This is a genomic window from Ignavibacterium sp. (assembly GCF_025998815.1).
Taxonomy (GTDB): domain Bacteria; phylum Bacteroidota; class Ignavibacteria; order Ignavibacteriales; family Ignavibacteriaceae; genus Ignavibacterium.
Window position 1 is genome coordinate 2,343,978 of record NZ_AP026678.1, and the last position, 20,910, is coordinate 2,364,887.

Annotated in this window: 13 protein-coding genes; 2 read left to right on the top strand and 11 right to left on the bottom strand. The window is 34.0% G+C overall.

Annotation, left to right across the window (positions count from 1 at the left end; genetic code table 11):
- Positions 1-21 precede the first annotated feature (21 nt).
- Positions 22-519: a sigma-70 family RNA polymerase sigma factor gene (locus Q0X14_RS10105; protein WP_297837838.1), complete on the bottom strand. Its 498-nt coding sequence runs from the start codon at positions 517-519 to the stop codon at positions 22-24.
- Positions 520-634: 115 nt separating this feature from the next.
- Here Q0X14_RS10105 and Q0X14_RS10110 point away from each other — a divergent pair, with 115 nt between their 5' ends.
- Entirely contained in the window at positions 635-2,245 is a 1,611-nt protein-coding gene (locus Q0X14_RS10110) for a carboxypeptidase regulatory-like domain-containing protein (protein ID WP_297837841.1), read from the top strand.
- 63 nt (positions 2,246-2,308) lie between these two features.
- Here the strand turns inward: Q0X14_RS10110 and Q0X14_RS10115 are convergent, their stop codons facing one another.
- The 6 genes from Q0X14_RS10115 to Q0X14_RS10140 form a co-directional block, all read right to left on the bottom strand.
- Positions 2,309-3,646 carry a hypothetical protein gene (locus tag Q0X14_RS10115; protein ID WP_297837844.1) on the bottom strand — a complete coding sequence of 446 codons (1,338 nt, stop codon included), beginning with the start codon at positions 3,644-3,646 and terminating at the stop codon, positions 2,309-2,311.
- A 19-nt stretch (positions 3,647-3,665) separates the two neighbouring features.
- Complete coding sequence (locus Q0X14_RS10120; RefSeq protein WP_297837846.1) at positions 3,666-7,073, bottom strand: T9SS type A sorting domain-containing protein; 3,408 nt, start codon at positions 7,071-7,073, stop codon at positions 3,666-3,668.
- Between the two features lie 88 nt (positions 7,074-7,161).
- Positions 7,162-7,683 carry a T9SS type A sorting domain-containing protein gene (locus Q0X14_RS10125; protein WP_297837848.1) on the bottom strand — a complete coding sequence of 174 codons (522 nt, stop codon included), beginning with the start codon at positions 7,681-7,683 and terminating at the stop codon, positions 7,162-7,164.
- A gap of 96 nt (positions 7,684-7,779) precedes the next feature.
- Entirely contained in the window at positions 7,780-10,071 is a 2,292-nt protein-coding gene (locus Q0X14_RS10130) for a hypothetical protein (RefSeq protein WP_297837850.1), read from the bottom strand.
- A 53-nt stretch (positions 10,072-10,124) separates the two neighbouring features.
- Positions 10,125-10,310, bottom strand: a complete 186-nt coding sequence (locus Q0X14_RS10135) for a hypothetical protein (protein WP_297837853.1) — start codon at positions 10,308-10,310, stop codon at positions 10,125-10,127.
- A 180-nt stretch (positions 10,311-10,490) separates the two neighbouring features.
- The gene (locus Q0X14_RS10140) at positions 10,491-14,672 is read right to left on the bottom strand and encodes a hybrid sensor histidine kinase/response regulator transcription factor (RefSeq protein WP_297837855.1); all 4,182 of its coding nucleotides are present in this window, start codon (positions 14,670-14,672) and stop codon (positions 10,491-10,493) included.
- Between the two features lie 217 nt (positions 14,673-14,889).
- Between Q0X14_RS10140 and Q0X14_RS10145 the strand changes: the two genes are divergently transcribed.
- A complete protein-coding gene (locus Q0X14_RS10145) occupies positions 14,890-17,118 on the top strand; it encodes a family 20 glycosylhydrolase (RefSeq protein WP_297837858.1) in 2,229 nt (742 codons plus the stop codon).
- Between the two features lie 89 nt (positions 17,119-17,207).
- Here Q0X14_RS10145 and Q0X14_RS10150 read toward each other — a convergent pair whose 3' ends face one another.
- From Q0X14_RS10150 to Q0X14_RS10165, 4 genes are all read right to left on the bottom strand, one after another.
- The gene (locus Q0X14_RS10150) at positions 17,208-18,020 is read right to left on the bottom strand and encodes a hypothetical protein (RefSeq protein WP_297837861.1); all 813 of its coding nucleotides are present in this window, start codon (positions 18,018-18,020) and stop codon (positions 17,208-17,210) included.
- Between the two features lie 93 nt (positions 18,021-18,113).
- Positions 18,114-19,982: a hypothetical protein gene (locus Q0X14_RS10155; RefSeq protein WP_297837864.1), complete on the bottom strand. Its 1,869-nt coding sequence runs from the start codon at positions 19,980-19,982 to the stop codon at positions 18,114-18,116.
- Between the two features lie 77 nt (positions 19,983-20,059).
- A complete protein-coding gene (locus tag Q0X14_RS10160) occupies positions 20,060-20,449 on the bottom strand; it encodes a hypothetical protein (RefSeq protein ID WP_297837869.1) in 390 nt (129 codons plus the stop codon).
- Between the two features lie 63 nt (positions 20,450-20,512).
- Positions 20,513-20,896 (bottom strand): NifB/NifX family molybdenum-iron cluster-binding protein, encoded by a 384-nt coding sequence (locus Q0X14_RS10165; RefSeq protein WP_297837872.1) that lies wholly within the window; start codon positions 20,894-20,896, stop codon positions 20,513-20,515.
- Positions 20,897-20,910 lie beyond the last annotated feature (14 nt).

The following is a 20,910-nucleotide window of genomic DNA, read 5'->3' on the forward strand; positions in this document are numbered from 1 at the left end:
GTTAAACAATAAATAGTGACATTATCTTAGTTTATTTTTTATTTCTTCAATCGAGCGGTAAAACATCTTTTTAACAGCAGCTTCATTTTTATTCAGCTTCTCGGCTATTTCATTAAACTGCATATCGCCCCAAAATCTAAGTTTAATTATTTCCTGTTTTTCATCACTAAGTGTGTCAATTTCTTTCAGAATGGCATTAATATCATGTTGCTGATCAGTTCCGATATATGAATCATCAGCAGCTATGGATTCTTTTAACTGAGTTGTGCGTTTAAGATTATTTTGTTTATAAAATCTTACAAAGGTCAGAAATAAAACCCTTCTTAGCCAATTCTCAATTGATTCAATTTTCTGATATTGCTCTGCAAAAGCAATGTAGACATTAGCAGTTAGGTCATCTACATCATCTTTATTTAAAATCTTTTTACCCCGATATTTGGAAAGAAAATAAGAATGCGAAATTTCGTGGATATGTCCTGAAATTTTTGTAAATGCATCCGAATTTCCCTCTTTAGCCAAAGCGAGAAGTGAATCCAGTTCTGATTTTGATAGATTTAAGAAGTCGATTTTTTTCTCTCTTTAAATTGTCACTAATTGATTATAATATACACTAAAATATAAAACATTTACTATTATGATAAAGACATCGGCAATAATTTCATTTATTTTGCTCATCAACATTTCCGTTTCGGCTCAACCAGATCTTAGGATAGAACCCAGAAATGTTGTATTCAAGGATATTTTTAACAGAATCGGCTTTGCAGACATCATCAACCGAGGAGATCAACCTTTGAGTCTCGATAGTCTAGTATCACAAAATCAGTTTTACATAGTTAATTTTGAGAATGGTTTAGTGACACCATTCTTCATTCAACCGAACGATACGATAAGAATGAGCATATTGCTTTCAAACTTTTACAATATAACAGTTAATGATACTGTTGATACTCTATGGTTTTACAGCAATGACCCTTCAGGTCCGCGAGATTTAAGAATAAAAATCGATTTTTTCGATGATGATGATCGCGGAACCTGTTCCGGAGTTATCACCGACGAACAACTTCAACCTCTTGCGGATGTTAAAATTTATTTTCTTTATTGGGGAATTTATATAATTGACTCAACCTCAACAGATAATAATGGAAATTATTCTTCTCTTTTACCCAAAGGAAGCTATACAGTAGCGGCAGAGAGGGAGCAATACCAAACTATTTTTTATGGAAACACTCCCGATCCGTTTCTTGCATATCCCGTTGACATCGATTCCGGACAAACAGTTAATTTGAATCTTGAGATGCCGTTTATCGGAAATACGGGATTCCGGATTTCCGGAAGTTTAATTGATTCATCAGGAAATGTAATAGTTAACAAAGGTGTGGTGGTTATCAGAAAAGGAACTCACACACCGACATTGCTTAAAGGTAATGCTGCACCAGTTGATTCATCTATTTTCGCCGGATTCGTAAAGTCAGACGGCAGTTATTCCGTAACTGTAAGTGATTCATCTTATTATTTTATTCAGGGATTTTCAGACTATTATCTTCCCTCATTTTATAATGATGAAGGAACTCCCGCATTATTATGGCAGGAGGCAGATTCAGTTTACATAAATCAAATTGTTCAAAATAAAAACATCGTATTGAAGAGAGACTCTGCTTATGGTGGAGGAAATGCATTTGGTAATCTTGTGAACTCATTTCTTGAGTCAGGTGATTATGATGGAATTTCCGTTTTTGCAAAATCAATTGATAATGGTGCTCTTTATGCATATAATTTTGTAAAGAGCGATGGCAATTTCAGAGTAAGCAACCTTCCTTACGGCACATATCAACTGATAGCTCATAAAATAGGATATCCCGTTAGCACAAGTGAGTCCTTTGTAATTGATTCACTCCATCCGGATGTTAGCAATATTTCTATAATTTTTAATACATCTTCTACAGGTAATGATTTTTTAATTCCTGATAATTTTATTCTTTACCAGAATTATCCCAATCCATTTAATCCAAGCACTAAAATTAGCTGGCAGTCGCCTGTCAGCAGTCATCACACATTAAAAATTTATGATGTGCTTGGTAATGAAGTTGCAACTTTGGTAAATGATTTTAAATCGGCCGGAACATATGAAATTGAATTTAATGCAAAAGAGACACGCCAGGGTGTGTCTCTTCCGACAGGTATTTATTTCTACCGACTTCAGGCCGGAAATTTTGCACAGACAAAGAAGATGATTCTAATTAAATAAACTTGCTAATCTTTTGTGATAAACAGGGAATAATAATTATTTTATTCCCTGTTTTAATCACTCCTAATCATTTTCAAAGCAATAAGCTTTTCCCGGTAAGTGCTGAAGATGCAGTATCCACTTAAAATAACCTGTCATAGGCGTTGGTGGTGGATTAATAACATAAGCGCCATCTTCCATTAGAAATCTAACATTAGTTTCTGTTGTTGGTGGATTCATCGGTAAAACACGCGAGCCTCCTGGACATACTACAGTAACTGAACCCGAATATGTTTCAGTGATTTGAACATTTAACCATGCAATGCCCTGATTATCAATTTCCAACTCACCTGTTAAAGTTACATTGCCGGTTAATACCTCAGTCCCAACACATTCCCCAGCGTGCTCTTCTCCTGTCCATTCAACAGTACCATTTCCATTAACTTGTCCATGAGGTTCACTTAGCGTATTAACGTAGAATGGTACAAAACCGGAATGAGATCTATGTATAGTTCCGTTTGCGTCTGAATAAGAATAATCATAGTCAAATTCAATTTCACCCCGGATATAACATCGGTTTAATACTTCACTAATCCTATTCTGACATCTTTCAACCAGTGCTTCATTATTAACCATTGTAAAAACCATTTCAGAATACTTAAGTAAGGTATTGATATAATAGCCACATGGCTCTTCAGGAATCGGTTGATCCAGAAAAGAATTCACCTGATCAATAATTCTCTGTTCAAGTTGATTTATCAGCTGCTGAGCCAAATCATCATACCCGAGTAGTTGTGCAAGTTCAATATATTCAAGCATCGCCGAAATAAACTGACTAAATGACTGCCAATTCCAAACATCACAACTAAATTGATTTATTAAACTGCCCGCCTGACTTTGAATTTCCTGTTCTGTTGGAACTGCTCCGCCATAATCGCTAAAATGATAAATCTCTCCAATCACTTCGGATTTATTTACCCATCGGGTTTTTAATGGCAAAGCAAGGTCTGGCTTCATAAGATAATATAATATCGTTTTTGATGTGTCTGATACGGGATTATTTAAAACTAATTTTAAAGTAACAAGGGAATCCAACCTCAATCCATCCGGTAAAATTCTAATTGTCGGAATAATATTATTTGAGAATGGATTTGACAAATATTTATTTAATACCTGAATAGTGATTCGTTCGGTATCAGATACTGCCATCGGTGGAACAATCAATTGAATTATACCAACATTCTCTGTTGTAATTTCAATTATACCTCCTGTTAGAGGAATTATAGTTTCAGTTTTTGATGCAACAATATCTTCTACACCAACCGGATTATTACTTTCTTGGCACCCTATCTGAAAAATAATGAGAAAAATAATGGAGATGATTGTAACATAGCTTACAAAGGAATTATTTTTTTTTGTCATAGTTCTACTCCTTTTTACTTTACTTCAGTAGCAGCATCTTCTTTATACTTACATAATTTCCTGCCTGCATTCTGCAGAAGTAAATTCCGGTTGAATAATTACTTCCGTTAAATGTTATTTCATAAGTTCCTGCATCTTTTTCTTCATCAACAACAGTTTGCACAAGTTCTCCGAGAATGTTATATACAGCAAGTCTAACAGTACTTCGCTCAGGAACCGAGTATCTGATTGTTGTAACGGGATTAAATGGATTAGGATAATTCTGGAATAGTTCAAATTTATCGGGTGTAATTTTTAACTTATCATCAACTGGTAATATCAGACTGTTCATTCCGAACATTACGGCCAACGGGGAAGAAAATATTGGACCTCCGGCTCCGTTATTTCTGTAACTTATTCCTTGGGTTCCGTATTGATTTTCTATACCTATTAATGCATCGTTTGCAATTTCCTCCGGAACCGGAATTGTTGATTCCGTGTCGTTATATTGATATAAAATATTTCCATTGGGATAAAGTATTATCTGAAAAGTGATATAATCATTGGAAGATAATTTAGGATGTGCGTGGAAATAAGTTACTACGAATTTATTACCAACTATTCCATAGTATATTTTAGCATCAGGGAATAGATTACCATCCAACACAAGGTCCATAGCACAAGCAGCCAGAATGTTATTCGGTTCAAGTACAAAGGGTATTATAGCATTTGATGCTGTTAAAGTATAACCATTTCCAAAAGACAAATACCCGTTTGAATTTATAAATATCTGATTATACGAACCAGAATAAAACGGAAAGTTAAACTGTAAATCAACGGGACCCAAATATCCGTCATCGGCATCACCGGCAGTCCAGTTTGTAACAATGTTATGCCCAAATGAAACAGGGTCTAACCAATTATATTCCGGATGACTCGGTGAACCATCCGAAATTGAATTTGCAAAAAAGTAGCCTCCTGAATTTTCATCTCCACCACCAAAGTTTATTGTGTATGGAGAGTTTGTGCCATACAATAATTCATCTTTATAATAAACAAAATGGATGTTATTGGAGGGGTCACAGTCAACATCAAAAAAATTAGTCATAAAATAATCCATCCCCGATTCAATATTTCTGGTAACAAAGAAATTTCCTACTTTTTTTGCATATCTCAATTCTCCATTATCAGATGATACATAAAGAATGTACGGAATACCGTTATTATCAACAGCAATTGCATTGGGTCCACCCATAAATCCGCCAGTATCAACAAAGAAAGTTTGCCAGGAATTATTAATCCTAAATGCATATTTGTAATCTTCATTATTGATATAATCGCCAACATAGGAGATATGAGGTATGTTCGAAGAATCAACTGCTATATCCAAAACAAGAGTCTCCATCTGCCCACCAGTCCAACCCTGTTCTACCACTTCAGGCTGATGCCATTGTCCGTCGGGGCTATTTGTAATATACACCGGACCCTGGTTCATTGCTATATTATAAGTTGCAAAATGAACGTAGTTATTTTTATCAACATCCATTGAAAATGAATTGTATGAATCGGAAATCAGTTCCGGTGAACTCCAGCTACCGGAAACATTGTTCAGATAGAATATCTGTCCACTAAAGTAACCTGTCATAAATGCTATATGGACTTTACCATTACTATCTGTCCGAATAATTGGTGAGAACATTTGTCCACCTTGCGGACCAATTGGTAAAGTAGATTGCCATTGCCCGGAAGAGTTATTTGTGTAGTAAAGAGTCATATTCGGATTATATGGTCCGTAAGGAGATATAACATATGCGATGTGTGCATTACCCTGATCATCAACATCCAAATCAGCACCTATTACAAATAAATCGCCTTGCGAACTATTAATAACTTCTTGCTGCCAGGAACCTGATTTGTTTGTAATGTAAGTAACCAACACCGGATAATCATTAAAGGTTAGTATATGAATGAAACCGTTTTTATCTACTCTTATTTTAGGAGTTGTTCCGGCATTTTCTATTCCGAGACCATTTGTTTGGACATCCCTGATTTGAAATAACTGGTTAATTGAATTATTACTTAAAATATAGTCCGGTTGATCAGATGTTAATGATCCACGATTACTTGCATTACCTGTTAATATAGCTTTGCCTGTAATTGTGATTTCAACACTACTATCCGGAGGAAGGTTAAAAGTTCCCCAAAATATTACATTATCGCTGTTCCATCCGATTGCACCTGCGTTGGAAGAAACAGAGATAATTTCAATCTTGTTTGACAACGAATCGATGAACTGAACATTTGTAGCAGTCTGTGGTCCCAAATTGCTTAGCAGCATTGTTAAAGTGAAAACAGAATTAAGTTGAATTGATTTTGAGTTAAAATAAGAGGTAACTGACAAATCAGCTCCTGGTGGTTTCAGCCATAAATATACATCTGCATTTAAAGGCGTATAACTCCAGGGATTCCTTTTATCATCCCACCAACATATTTTATTATCTCTCACAACAGGAAATAAATTATTATAATTTGAGGAATATATCTCCGTTACCTGTCCAACTATCCCCATATTCAGTGAATAATTATAGATTCCATACCTACCAGAATAATCATCAGAAAAAACAAGTTGTTTTCCTTTAAGGCAAGGGGTTATTTGATTCGATGGATGACTTCTGTTTTTTTCAATAAACCTTTTCGAGATGTTAAAGTAAAAAACATGGTTGAAGTATAAATACTGTAAATAATCGAAAATGTATATATCAATATCATCATCGCTATCCCAGGATTCCCAGCAAACTTTATAATTTGAAATTGAAGGATTTTGCTGTCGCACTTCATCATCTGTAATTTGAACCGTAGATGAATTGTAAGTATTGTAGAGATAGATATCTTCATTCATACAGTACACAACAAGGTGTCCCTCAATATCCGCTCCACTGACAGGACCATCATTCTGATTAGTAATATTATATAATATTGGTGGAGTTGTATTGAGATCATAATAAACAAGACATCCGGTTGTTGAACATGAAAAATCTCTGAACAATAATTTGCCTTCCTTGAAAGCCATAATGAATTGAAGATCTGGAAAATCAATTAATGGATAAATTCCGTATTGAGGATTTGCAATATCGAAAATATAAATATCAGTTTCTCCATTTATCTCCTCTTCCCAGATAACACGTGTTCCTGAAATATGCGGTCGGTATTTGTAATTTGAACTGGTAGTAATTTGTTGAGTAGTGCTATCCGAGATATCATACATATAAACTTGAGGGGTTCCGTCTCTTTCATCTATCCAAACAATGTAGTTCCCGTCCATATCGCTTTGCCATTGGTTACCGTTTGCATCACAAACTACTCTGACTCCATACTGGGCAAAGAGTAATTCTGTATTAAAAAAAAGGATAAAAGAAAAAACAAAGAAAAAAATAAATTTTCTTTTCATTTCCCTTCCCTCCCAACACATAATATAATTGATTAAATTGTTCAGGGGTTACGCTATTCATTTTTGCATAACCCCCGAATTAATTTTTCTACTTCAACAACATCATCTTCTTTATACTCACATAATTAGCTGCCTGCATTCTGCAGAAATATATTCCGGAAGATAGCCCTGTTGAATATAATTTTACTTCATACCATCCCCTGTCTTTTTCTTCATTAACTAATGTTACGACTTCTTCACCTGCTATGTTATAAACTTTGATAGAAACATTACTTCTTTCCGGAACGGCATACTTTATTATTGTACTTGGGTTGAACGGATTAGGATAATTCTGCTCAAGCTTATATTGTGTTGGTAAAACATCTTCATCTTCAACCGATGTAAGAACATCCTGCTGATAAACATTCCAGAATCCAAAAGTGGTAATGTTTGTTGTGCCGGCAACTTTACCTATAACCGGTTCACCCAGAGTAAATGCTATAATGTTTGTTGTGCCTGATACTTTACCTCCTCCAGAACCAACTACCCCATAATCAATCTGATTCTGAGAGAATGTAAATCCAAGCGGAAGTAAAAGTATCATTACCGTAATCAGATTTTTTATTTTCATAATTAATGTTCTCCTTTTTCTTTTTGTAAATCTTCCGGGCAATGTGTTTTTTCACTGCCCGGACTAACTAACACTATGCACTCCTACAGCTTATGATTACTTCCCTCTCTCTTTTTCTCTGGCTATATGTTTATAATCTATACCCATTGTTTCCGGTAATCCAAATGCTTCAGGATATAAATATTTTCCAACATCATCACCTTTCTTGTATTCTTCAACAGGAATACGATATTTCTCTGCAAACGGATCATGTCTGATTCCGGTAACCTGCCAGGAGACTTTTACATTTGGTTTATCGGTGCGAATTGTGAATTGGTTATTCTGAATTTCCTGGGCCACAATTGCCTGAGCAAAATCACCAATAACAGTTAACTGATAACGGAAATCTTTATTTAATGCTTCGAACCATTCCGGTAAAGTTACTGTTGCATAACCTGAAGCATCGGTTATAACAGTACCATCATAAATGTTTTTCATATCCGGTGATTCAACAAAGGAGTGATAGAGATATTTATTCTGTGGATCTAAAGGGTGATCAATCTTGAAAGAACCACCACCCTTAGAGATTGTGCCTGTTACATTTACATCGCCATTGAAATAGCCTGCCCAGTTAGTTCCGCTGCCGGAAGCCCTACCATAAACGCCATAGTTAGTTCCGCTGCCGGAAGCCCTACCATAAACGCCATAGTTAGTTCCGCTTCCACCGGATACATATCCATCTACACCAGTATAATTAGCTGAGCCCGTGGGAAAGACGGAGCCATGTACGCCTTTGTATCCTCCTACAAAATAACCACCATAGCCATAATAATCTGCCGGAACTGATATACCATATACTGCTTTCGCATCTGAATTCCCGATTCCGGTATACTCAGAGTGTAAAACATGAGTACTCGGTGATAGTGAGTCAGAAGTAAAATAACCTGCGTATCTTCGGTTCGTTGATATATGCAGCGGATATTCCGGAGAGGTTGTGCCAATACCTACATTTTTTTTATAAATAGTTAGAGTATTAAATTCATCCCAACTATTTCCGGCACCCAGGATTAGCCTGTTTTGACCACCTTGTGATACAATAGTGTTATTACCAGCACCAGCACCATCGGTTGGCACGCCAATTTTTAATCTAATTGTTTCATTTCCAATTTTAAAATCCCCCTCTGTATTTAATAAGTCCCAATTTCCTCCTAGAATATCAACTTTCGCCTGTGGATTAGAATTACCAATACCAACATTACCATTTCTATCAAAAGTCATTAATTTTTTAATCTCAGAATAACCATTATCATGAGTTGTGTTAATCGAAAATTTCTTCTGGTAAACATCAAATTCCCAACCTTTTTCATCCACTGGTTGTCCTTCCTCTATAAATGCCATCCCAAATCCACCGGCGCGTGAAATTTTTAACCCCAGGCCTGCCGTAGGGTTAGCATTGATTGTAAGTGAATAATCCGGAGTTGTTGTCCCAATACCAATTTTACTTCCTGATTGATATAAGACTGAACTACCAAGTGTTGAACTTCCTGTAAATAAAGGAATGTAATTGGTTGTTCCGCTTCCTCCAATTCCTCCGGATGTGGATGAAATTGTGAGATTTTGTCCGCTTGGTGTAATTGTAATATTGCTACCTGCAACGAGGTTAACATTATCTTTTAAATTATTTATAGATTTTACAACCTGTGAGTTTGCAATGTCTGTAGCTGTGATCGTACCATCAGCAATTTTAGAACTTGTAACTGAGTTATTTTGCAGCATTGCAGTTGTAATTCCATCATTGGCTACACTTATTGTTCCGGTTGTAGTTATTGGTCCGCCTGTAAGTCCTGCACCAGTATTAATCTGTGTAACAGTTCCTCCGCCTCCACCGGAAGCAGAAATTGTTAAATCATTTCCGCTTGGCGTAATTGTAACATTACTACCTGCAACAAGATTAACATCATCTTTTAATCCGTTCAGACTTTTTACAATCTGTCCGCTGTGAATTTTGGAAGCAGTTAAACTGTTATCAGGAACAGAAAGACTCATTCTGCTGTATGGAACCGATGAGAATGGAACTCTTGGTGTTAATTCGCTACCGCTTCCAACGGTAATTCCGAGCCAGTATGCAGCATCAAAAGGAAGAGTGATTGGTGTTACGGTGCCAAGTTGTGTTGAAAAAATTCCATCCACAACATTTACAAGCTTTGTTTCGGTCCATAATTCTGTTCCGCCGGTTTCAGCATTGTAAATTTTGAAAGTAACATTATAGTCTCCGTTGGAAACTATATTCCCCGAGGCATCTTTCAGAACGCCCTGAAAGTTAATTGTTTGTGGAATGCTTTGTGAATACAATTCAAAGGAAAACAAAGCAGAAAGCAGAATAACGAAGAAGATATTCATTCTTTTCATAGTACTTACTCCTTTTGTTAGTTGATTGATTGAGTTTATTTAACTATTAGTATTTATTCATTTAATAAAAGAATGAAGATTATCAGCATAATTGAAATCGTTGTTATAATTACAAGCGAATAAATTGCAATTGTCATAATCTTTTCCTGCCGTTGTAACCTTGATATTGTTTTCTCAGTATCCGGAAGATTTTCCTTCTTTGAATTTGACCTACCAAATAACCTGAGATTATTTTTCATCATTGATCTTTTCTTTCAGCTTAAATAGGAATTACTTGAAACGGCTTAAAAAAAGAACTGATGCTAAACTACATTTCTAATAAAGGCGTGTATTGTTCTTTTGTATCAAAGTTTTGCTGTTTTGTGTCAGGAGTGATTGAAAGACGAGTACTATTAATAAAAATCAAAAATTGATTTCTATTAGTTATTTTTTTCTTCTGTGAGATTTTTACACTTTTCTCTGAATTCCGAAGGAAGACAACCAAAATATTTTTTGAATGCTTTGGAAAACTGACCCGGACTTGCAAAACCAATCTCAAGTGCAATCTGTGTGATTCCGAACTTATTTTCTAAAATCATTTGAGCAGCTTTTCTCAACTTTACACTTCTTATAAACTCGCCCGGTCCATCTCCGGTTAAAGCTTTCAACTTTCTGCTAAGCTGACTTCTGCTAACACCAATTTCTTCTGAAAGTTTTTCTGAATCAAAATTAAAATTATAAATATTTCTTTCGATTGCTTCTGTTACTTTTTGAATAAATTCTTTATCCAGAATATTTGAAACGAGTGATTCGGGTTTGAGATATATTTCTTTGCTGAATTTTTCACGAAGAATTTTTCTCTGCTCTATCAGATTTTTGATACGAACAAGAAGTTCTTCCGATTCAAAAGGTTTAACGATATAATCATCAGCACCTGTTTCAAGTCCTTCAATTTTACTGTCAAGCGTTGCTTTTGCAGTAAGAAGTATTACGGGAATATGACTTGTTCTTATATCTGTTTTTATTATTCTGCAAAATTCATTTCCATCCATTTCGGGCATCATTACATCACTTATAATAAGATCGGGTGAATGATTAATAGCCACTTCAATTCCTTCTTTTGCATTGCTGCAATCGAAAAGATTGTAGAGCGGCTTAAGTAAATAAGAAACATATAACCTTACATCTTCAGAGTCATCGATAAAAAGTATAGAAGGTTTTTCATTTGTATGATCAGGAAAATCATTTTCGTTTTCCAAAGATGATTCTGATACAAATTCCCCCTCTTCAATCGAATCAACATTTGCATCAGATGTTATTTGGTAATATTCATCCTGAGTTAATGGAATTACAATTGTAAACTTTGTTCCTTCGTTAAGTTTGCTTTCAACCCTGATATTCCATTGTTGAATTGATATTAACTCCTTAACAAGCGCCAATCCTATTCCAAATCCGTTTGATTTGTTTTCAGAATCTTCAATCTGATAAAACCTTTCAAATATTTTAGGTAAATGTTCTTCTGCAATTCCAACTCCGGTATCACTAACTATGATTTTCAGATTATATTCTTGCCCGGGACTTTCTACTATTATATCAACTGAAATAGCTCCATATTTTGGTGTGAACTTGAATGCATTACTCAAAAGGTTATTTATTATTTTTTCAAGTTTATCCCGATCAAATGAAAGGGTTATATCTTTATAAAACGAATTAAATCCCAACTCAATATTTTTCTGTCGGGCAAAAGGAATAAAATTATTAACACAACCTCTTATCACGCTTACAATATTTTGTAGCTGTTTGTTCAGTGGAATTGTTTCAGATTCAAGTTGCGAAAGCTCCAGTAGTTGGTCAATCAGATTCTGAAGCCTATCAGCATTTCGTTTTATCATCTGATAATATTCAGGAAGATTTCCTTGTACCTTTCCTTCAATAAGTTGTTCAAGTGGTCCTTTTATTAATAACAGCGGTGTTCTGAACTCGTGAGAAAGATTTGCAAAAAATCTTGATTTCATTTTTTCTAATTCGCGCAAATGATGAGCTTCAAATTCCTGTCTGCGTAGTTCGCTTCTCAGCTTTTCTCTGTTCACCTGAAATCTGATTATTCCCCAGACTCCTAAAACAAAAATTATTATGTACAAACCAATAGCCCAGTAAGTCTGCCACCACGGAGGAGTAATAATTATAGTAAGAGTTTTAATATTATCTGACCAAACACCATCGCTGTTAGTTGCTCTCAATTTGAAAATATATTTACCGGGATTAAGGTTAGTGTATGTTGCAAATCTGTTTTTTGTCTCGATATTCCAATCTTTATCGAAACCTTCAAGTTTATAGGAATAAACAATTTCACCAGCGGAAGTAAAGTCAAGTGCCGCAAAATGAATTGAGAAAACATTATCCGAATATGGAATATTAATTTCATCGGAGAATGTAATACTTTTTTTGAGCAGAGATTTTTCTCCCACAATAACAGACTTATTAAATATCTTTAAATCAGTAAGAACAATTGGTGGTATAAAATCCGAAAGTTTTATTTCTTCAGGCTTGAAGTAATTCAGACCGGATTTGCTACCCATAAGTATTAAACCATTTTCCAATAAAACAGCTGATGAAAGATTCATATCATTACTGACCAATCCATCAGCAGTTGTAAAGTTAGTGAACCGTTCCGTTAAAGGATTAAATAATGATATGCCTGAACTTGTTCCAATCCATATATTGCCCGACTTATCTTCGACCAAACTCTTAATTGAATTATCAGGTAATCCATCCGAGATAGAATAAATTTTTATAGTGACATTTTTAAGGGAATTATTTTTATCATTTAATATTGTGATTTTGTTTAACCCGTTATTTGTTCCCACCCATAAAATTGTTTTTCCGTTTTGTCCGCCATATTTTGATTCACAAATTGAGTATATACTATTACTGCTTAGTTTAATCTGAGAATTTTCTTCAGTAGTAAAATGAATGAAAAAATTTGATAATTTGTCATAAATATTTAGTCCTCCACCGTTAGTGCCGATCCATATTCTCTTCCGAGAATCCTGATATATAACCCATACATCATCATAGCTCAGGGATGCAGAATCTTCATTATTGTGAATCCATCTGGTAAATTCTTTTGTTGTGGGGTTAAGCTTTGCAAGCCCCAAGCCCCAATATCCAATCCAGATATTATTATTATCATCAATTAATATTGATTTGTTGAAAAATCTTGACATAGATCTGGTTTTATTGTCAACAAAATTCCATTCAGTAAGTTTTCTGTTATTATTATCAAGCTGAAATATTCCTTTGCCGTAAGTGCCAATCCAAAGATTATTATTTCCATCTGCCGAGAGAGACCAGACATTTATATCGCCAAGCAGATTATACTTTTTAATAGTTTGTTTTCTATTATCACGCGATGAAAAAAACAATCCTTTCTCAGTACCAAACCAGATTGTACCATCGGTAGTTTGAGTTAATGCGTTTATACTTATATCATAAAGTTCATCACTGTTTAAGAAATTTATTTCTTCAGATATACTGTAATTGAATTTTTTGTTTTTAGTTGAAAATTTTGCCAAACCATTGTCTGTTCCAATCCAGATAACTCCGGATTTGTCTTTGTAAATTTTGTTAATACGATTACTGGGTAGGCTGTTTGGATTATTTTTTTCATAAACAAATCTGTCCACATTTCCCGTGAATAAATTATATCTCAACAAGCCGGCATAAGAGTCAATCCATAGCAACTTCTGATTTTTGTCAATTTCCGGAATTACATTACCGCTTCCCGAACCGAACTGAAGATTCAAAGGATTGGAAATTTTGTGTCTTCTGAATTTTCCGGTAGAAAGATTAAACTCGGTCAGGTCAGTTGCGGTCCCAATCCACATAATGCTTGAATCAACTTTATCAATTGTAAGACTCCATATCAAATTATCTGACAGTGAGTTTAAATCGTTGTTCGATTTAAAAAATCTTTGAAATTTATTTTGCGACAACTTATAATTAAATTTATTTAAACCATTATATGTACCAATCCAAAGATTTCCGGCTTTATCAGAGACTATTGATGAGATGTAGTTGTTTGTAAGTGATGTTGAATCAAGGGGATTTAACGTCCAATTCTTTATTTCGCCAGTTTTTGGATTTAATAAATATAAGCCGCTTCTGTAAGTGCCAATCCAAATTTTATTCTCATCCTCTGTAAAAATTGTTGTAATTGAATTATCTTTCGTAATGTTCGAAGCAATATACCATCTGCTGAATTTTTCAGTTACCGGATCGTAACAATTTATCCATCCCGTCTTTGTTCCAACCCATATTTTCCCTGATTTATCAACTGCAAGAGACCAAACAGAATTATCAGAAAGTGAACTTATATCATTAGGGTCATTTCTGAAAATCTTAAATTCATATCCGTCATAACGATTAAGACCATCATCCGTTGCAATCCAGAGAAATCCTGATTTATCCTGAAGTATATCGTAAATTAAATTGTTTGAAAGACCGTTGTTTGTTGAAATTCTATCGAAATGAATTTGTTGCGGAAAATATTCTGATACGAAGACAGTTAAGTTTACCAGTAAAAAAAATAAAATATTTTTGAAAACTTTTTTTGCGTTCATAACTGCCCGGCTAATAATAATTTCCCCCAAAAGAAATAAACCACTAAACTGATGCTGATTCCCAAGTAATAAAAATTCTTCTCTATAAAACAAAATTATTTTCAGAAAAAAAACAATATTAGTGTGAACATCATAATTGCCATTTGTAAATAATGCTGTGCCAACTCTTGGATTATTTTTAATTTTGAAATAAATATTTTTCGAAGGAACACTCGATATGAAAAAATTAATAACGTTTTTAGTTGCAGTTTTTATATTAAACTCACCTGCACAAATAAATGTTATTCCAAAACCGCAGTCTTTTAATTTACTTCAAGGTCATTTTATACTTTCTCCCGACACAAAAATTTTCTTTAACGATGAAACTAAAAGAATAAAGGAATATTTGAATGAATTTCTGAAATCAACATTAGGTTTCGAACTTGACACAACTGAATTTCCTCAAAAAGAAAAATCATTGACTTTAATTCTCAACCCTATAAAAGAAATAAATTATAATGGGGAAGGTTATCATCTTATTGTTGATAATGAAGAAATTCTTATTGAAGCATCTCGTGAAATCGGATTATTTTATGGAATTCAAACTTTAAAACAATTAATCCCTATTGTAAAAGAATCTTATGAGCTGAATGAATTGAAAATACCATGTGTGGAAATTTTCGATTATCCGAAATTCAAATGGCGTGGATTAAACCTTGATTGTTGTCGTCATTTTATGAGCAAAGAATTTATCAAACGATACATTGATTTATTAGCATTTCAAAAAATGAATGTGTTGCATTGGCACTTAACAGAAGATCAGGGTTGGAGAATTGAAATAAAAAAATATCCGGAATTAACTAAAGTTGGTGCTTTCAGAAAGTATGATGACGGAACTGTTTATGGTGGTTATTACACTCAGGATGATATAAAAGAAATTGTAACCTATGCTCAAAGCAGATTCATAACAGTTGTGCCAGAAATTGAAATGCCCGGACATTCAACAGCAGCAATTGCAACTTATCCTCAACTATCCTGCACCGGCGGTCCTTTTGAGGTTGGTACACTTTGGGGAGTTTATAAAGATATCTATTGCGCTGGTAATGAAGAAACTTTTAATTTTATAGAAGATGTGCTTTCAGAAGTAATTGAGTTGTTTCCATCAAAGTATATTCACATTGGCGGAGATGAAGCACCAAAGGACAGATGGCAAAATTGTCCGAAGTGTCAGCAAAGAATTAAAGAAGAAGGTTTGGCAGATGAACACGAATTGCAAAGCTATTTTATAAAGCGAGTTGAAAATTTTCTTAACTCGAAAGGAAAAGAAATTATTGGCTGGGATGAAATTCTTGAAGGCGGATTAGCTCCCGGTGCTACTGTTCAATCATGGCGCGGAACAAAAGGTGCAATTGATGCAGCTAAAATGAATCACGATGTGATTGTCTCTCCAACAAGTCATTGCTATTTCGATTATCCGATTGAAACCACTGATGTTCCAAAAGTCTATTCATTCAATCCGATTCCCGATGAACTAAATGAAGAAGAAGCAAAACATGTTCTGGGAAGTGAAGGAAATATGTGGACAGAATATGCCCCTCAACATCTTGTTGATTACAGATTGTTTCCAAGATTAACAGCACTTGCAGAAGTTTTGTGGACTTATCCTAATGAAAGAAACTATGAAGAGTTTGCAAGTCGGCTTCAAAAATTTTATGATAAACTTGACGAAATGAATGTCAATTACACTTATGAAATTCAACCTCTTACATTTTCAGAAAAATTTGATTTAGAAAAAAATCAGTTTGAAATTGAAATTGGAATAAATCAGAAAGGACTTAAATTATACTATACTTCTGATGGAACAGAACCTACAGTTAAATCAAATGAGTATTCCGGAAAATTGATTTTCAACAAGAGCACAGAATTAAAAATAAGTTTGTTCAGAAACTCTAAAAAAGTTGGCGAGACAATTGAAAAGTTTTACTCAATATCTAAATCGAATAATAAAACAGTAACTCTTACAAATGCAGCTTCAACCAGATTCGAAGGAGGAAGCTCTTCAATTCTTACAGATGGAGTTAGAGGTGGAAACAATTACAGAATTGGCGGTTATCTTGGCTTTCAATCAACAGATTTCGAAGCAACTATTGATTTAGAAACTGTTACAGATATTATTAAAATTACAACCGGATTTTTCACTGCGTCATCATCGCTTGTTTTTTTACCTGAATATGTTGAGTACTTTGTTTCCAAAGATGGAGTAAACTTTATTTCACTTGGTAAAGTAACACAAATATTTTCAATCAAAGATCCTTCGTGGAGACGAATAGATTTTTCACTTGATACTAATAAAAGCAAAGCTCGTTACATAAAAATCTTTGCGAAGAATCAAATGTCAGTTCCAGAATGGCATCCGGCATTTGGAGGGAAAGTCTGGTTAATGATTGACGAAATAATAGTTGAGTAGTTGCGTTCCTCTGCGTCCGTTAGTTAAAGGATTCTTTGCGCTCCTGGCGGTTAATTTTCTTTTTCACCGCAAGGATATCGCAAAGAATTTTATTTACTAATAAGAACATTCAAATAATCAGATTGAACTTTATGTTCATCATCAAATAAAGTATAATCTCTCTCAAGATCATATTTATCTGGATTGTGTGGTTTGTGTATTATAACTGCATCGTGCAAACACCATTTATCTGTACAACCACTGTCCTTAACATCAAGTATTATCATCTCTGATTTTCCTCCAAACATTTCCGATAATTTTTTCATTGTTTCATAATTACTGGAATACATTTGAGAAGAAGAATCATAAACAGCAACTGCATAAACTTTCGAAATATACTTTACTACACTATCACTCAAAGCTGTTCCGCAATCTCCGCCACCAATTCCACCATCAAGATTGAAATAATGAACTTTGTTGACATAAAAGCTGTCCTTCGCTATTCCATTTTCTCCGTAAAGAATATCGAGTAATTCGTTAGCCACAAAAGAACCGCTTGAATGTGCTGCTATTACAACTTTATCAACATAGTAAGTTGCATAAATTATATTCTTCACATAATCCGCAAGTGCTTTGATGTTTATTTCTTTATTTCTGTTACAAAGTTCATCAGGACCTTTCACAGAAAAAATATGTTGTATACCAAGCTCATTTAATCTGGCTTTATATAACTCCGAACACCACCTATTAACCCAATCCTGTTTTGCCTGCCATCCGCCAATTGCTATAAAAATGTTGTTGCCTCTTTTGTTTTCTGTTAATGTGTAGTTTACTCCGTTCCCGATTTTATACCAACTGAAATTTTGTGGATGAACAGAAAATGAAATTGAAAATAAAATCAAAAGTGATAAGTGTTTTAGCATATCTTACCAAAATTTTTTCTGCAAAATTATTATTTGTGAAAACAGATGAAAAGAGATGACATCAGATGATATGATGTCATCTCTTAAAAGCAATCAGAATGATTTGTTGAGACTTATTGTCAAACTGAATGATCTGCCGGGTTCATATACAGGCATTCCTGCTGAGAATGGACTTCGGGAGTATGATAAATATCTTTTATAATTATGATTCAATACATTGTTTGCCTGAAAATTAAAAGTCAAATAATCAATTGAATACTCTACACCTAAACCAATTGAATTCCAGGCTGCTGTTTTAAACTCTTTAAGATCTTCATTAATTCTTGTTTGTGAATTTTCATACCGATGATTCAGAATCAACTTAAGTCCGGAAAATTCCGGCAATCTGATAGTTGTGTAAACTGAAAGTGGTGCAATTTCTGCGAGAGGTTTTTTGTTATCATAATTTTCACCCCATAGAAAGCTGAAATTAGATTCGAGCCATTCGTATTTGAAAATAATATTTGTGCCGGCGATTAATGCATTTATATTTTCATAAGTCATTGATGGCTTCATTGTTTTCATCTTCTTAACAGTTTCAACATAGTTTGCAACATAATTTCCAAAAAGTTCTACACCAATTAGTTTATAGCTGAAAGAGGTTCTCAACCCTCCTTTTACTGGTTGATTAAGTGTCGGATTACCAGACCAATCAGGGTTTGTCATCAGTCGTTTTACTGCAATGAATAGTTGCTCTGCTTCAGGTGCGTCTGTAGCAATTTCTGCTGTGGTGGTAATAATAAAATCATCAGCTAACTGAGTTGAATATGTCCCAAGTAAACCAGCGCTTACGAAAAATCTCTTATTTGAAGCATCTGAATATAACTCTTTATAAAAGTCATTTCTTGATTCATCCTTATATCTGAAATATTGAATCCCACCTTTCAGATATGTCTGAAATTTATTCACCGAATAATCAGTTGATAAATTAAGACTGAATTGATCAACATTTGGCATTAGTTTATTGGAAACAAAGTGTCCCATCATTGGCATGCTGATAAAATTATCTGCGTTCCAGTTACGATAGATAAACTCATAAAAGTTTCCTGTTAGTCCTGCAGTAAAGTTTTTAGCATCCGTTTCCATTTGCATATTGGAATAATTTGACCGTAATCCGTTATTCATCAGATGGTCTGTGAAGTTAAAATAGAATTTATTTTTCTTGTATGAAAAATAACCACCAAATACTTTACTGTTTCTCTCATCCATCTGCAGATATGGAAAGGAAATATCTTTAGCTTGAGTAAAGATTCCTCCAAATTCAATTTCATGCTCTGAAATTTCCTGTCGGAAGGATGCATTTAAATATGAATAGCGGAAATTATCTTTATATCCGTATAAATCTTTGAATGTTTTTCCTTCGCCATTTTCATAAGGGTTACCAGAAGAATATCGCAAAGTCAGATTGGAATATTTTGCTGCAGCAGAGATTGACGCATCATAATCATTCTGTGCACCAAAGTTTCCATTTGCTAATGCTTTAATTCTGAATGCCTCATCTAATTTTGCTCTACGATATTCAACTTTACCATAGATTCCTGAATTTAACAGAGATGCTGATTTTGTTAATTCAACTGACTCCATATCAATAAGATTTAATCTTGTTGATGGCGCATCCATTCTGTTGGGACAAGCATTGTGATATTGCTCGCCATCTATTACCACTTTTATATCTCCGCGTTTGAATCCTTCCACATACAAATCCTGTGTAAAATTCAATCCTCTTCTTACCAACGAAAAGCCATTCTTATTTAATATAGAGCTGCTATAATCAGTTCCGTATGAATATTTATCAACAAACGGAATTTCTCTTTTGGATATTATTTCAATTACTGGTAATTGATAAGTTTTTATTTCCTCTTTCTGCTGTGCAATAATTTCAAATGAAAGTATGCACAGAATAAAAATGAAAAATCTTTTCATAGTTACTCCGATAAATATTTAAAAAATACAAATCACCTCTTAATGAGGTTATTTATTAAATAGTATAATAAAATTTATCAAAGCAACTTTGGTGGTGGGGAATCTGGCTCTATTATATTAGGTTTAAAATTATTTGAGATGAAAGAAATGTATCGTGCAGCTTTTCCTTCTAAATTTTCTTTATCATTCTTAACTATATCTATATGATAAGACACTGAATAATTTGGGAGTTCACGATTCTGTTTATCAGCAGGTTTATTTTGTTCTTCATTCTGTTCAAGATTTTTTTTAAGATGACATGAGCCGTGACATAAATTTTCAGGCTCATCTTTTTGAATACAAAGAAATTTTACTATGAAATCGTAATTCACATTGTATTCTATCCAGGCAACCAGATTTGCATTTACAGCTACCAGATAACTTATCGCTAACAAGATTATAAAATATTTTTTGACAGGGGAAATCATAATCAGATTTTTTTATCTGATTAAAAATACAAAACAAAAACTAAATTCCAAATCAAAATTTTATCAGTGCATCTTCTCTGTATGATTTACAAGTTGCCCGGAGATAAGCTTTTTCAAAGCATCTTCAATATTTTTTTCAGTTGTCACAATCGGTTGCTTTCCTTTTGAAATCAGAAAATCGTAAATACCATATCCCATTCCTGCAGCAACTACAAAATCGCAGTCTTCAACAAGTGTGTAAATAGTATTGTGTCTTTCCCTATGATTGCTATGATGATCATTATTGTGGTTGTTCCCGGAATGGAAATCCGGCTTTTCTCTTCTTTCTGTGGAAGTAATGTTTCCATCTTTTACTTCTATGACTTCAAAATATTTTGCTCTTCCGAAATGAGCAAAAGTTGTAACGCCATCATTAGTTGCAAATGCAACTTTAAAATTGCTATTCATATTTCATCCTTTAT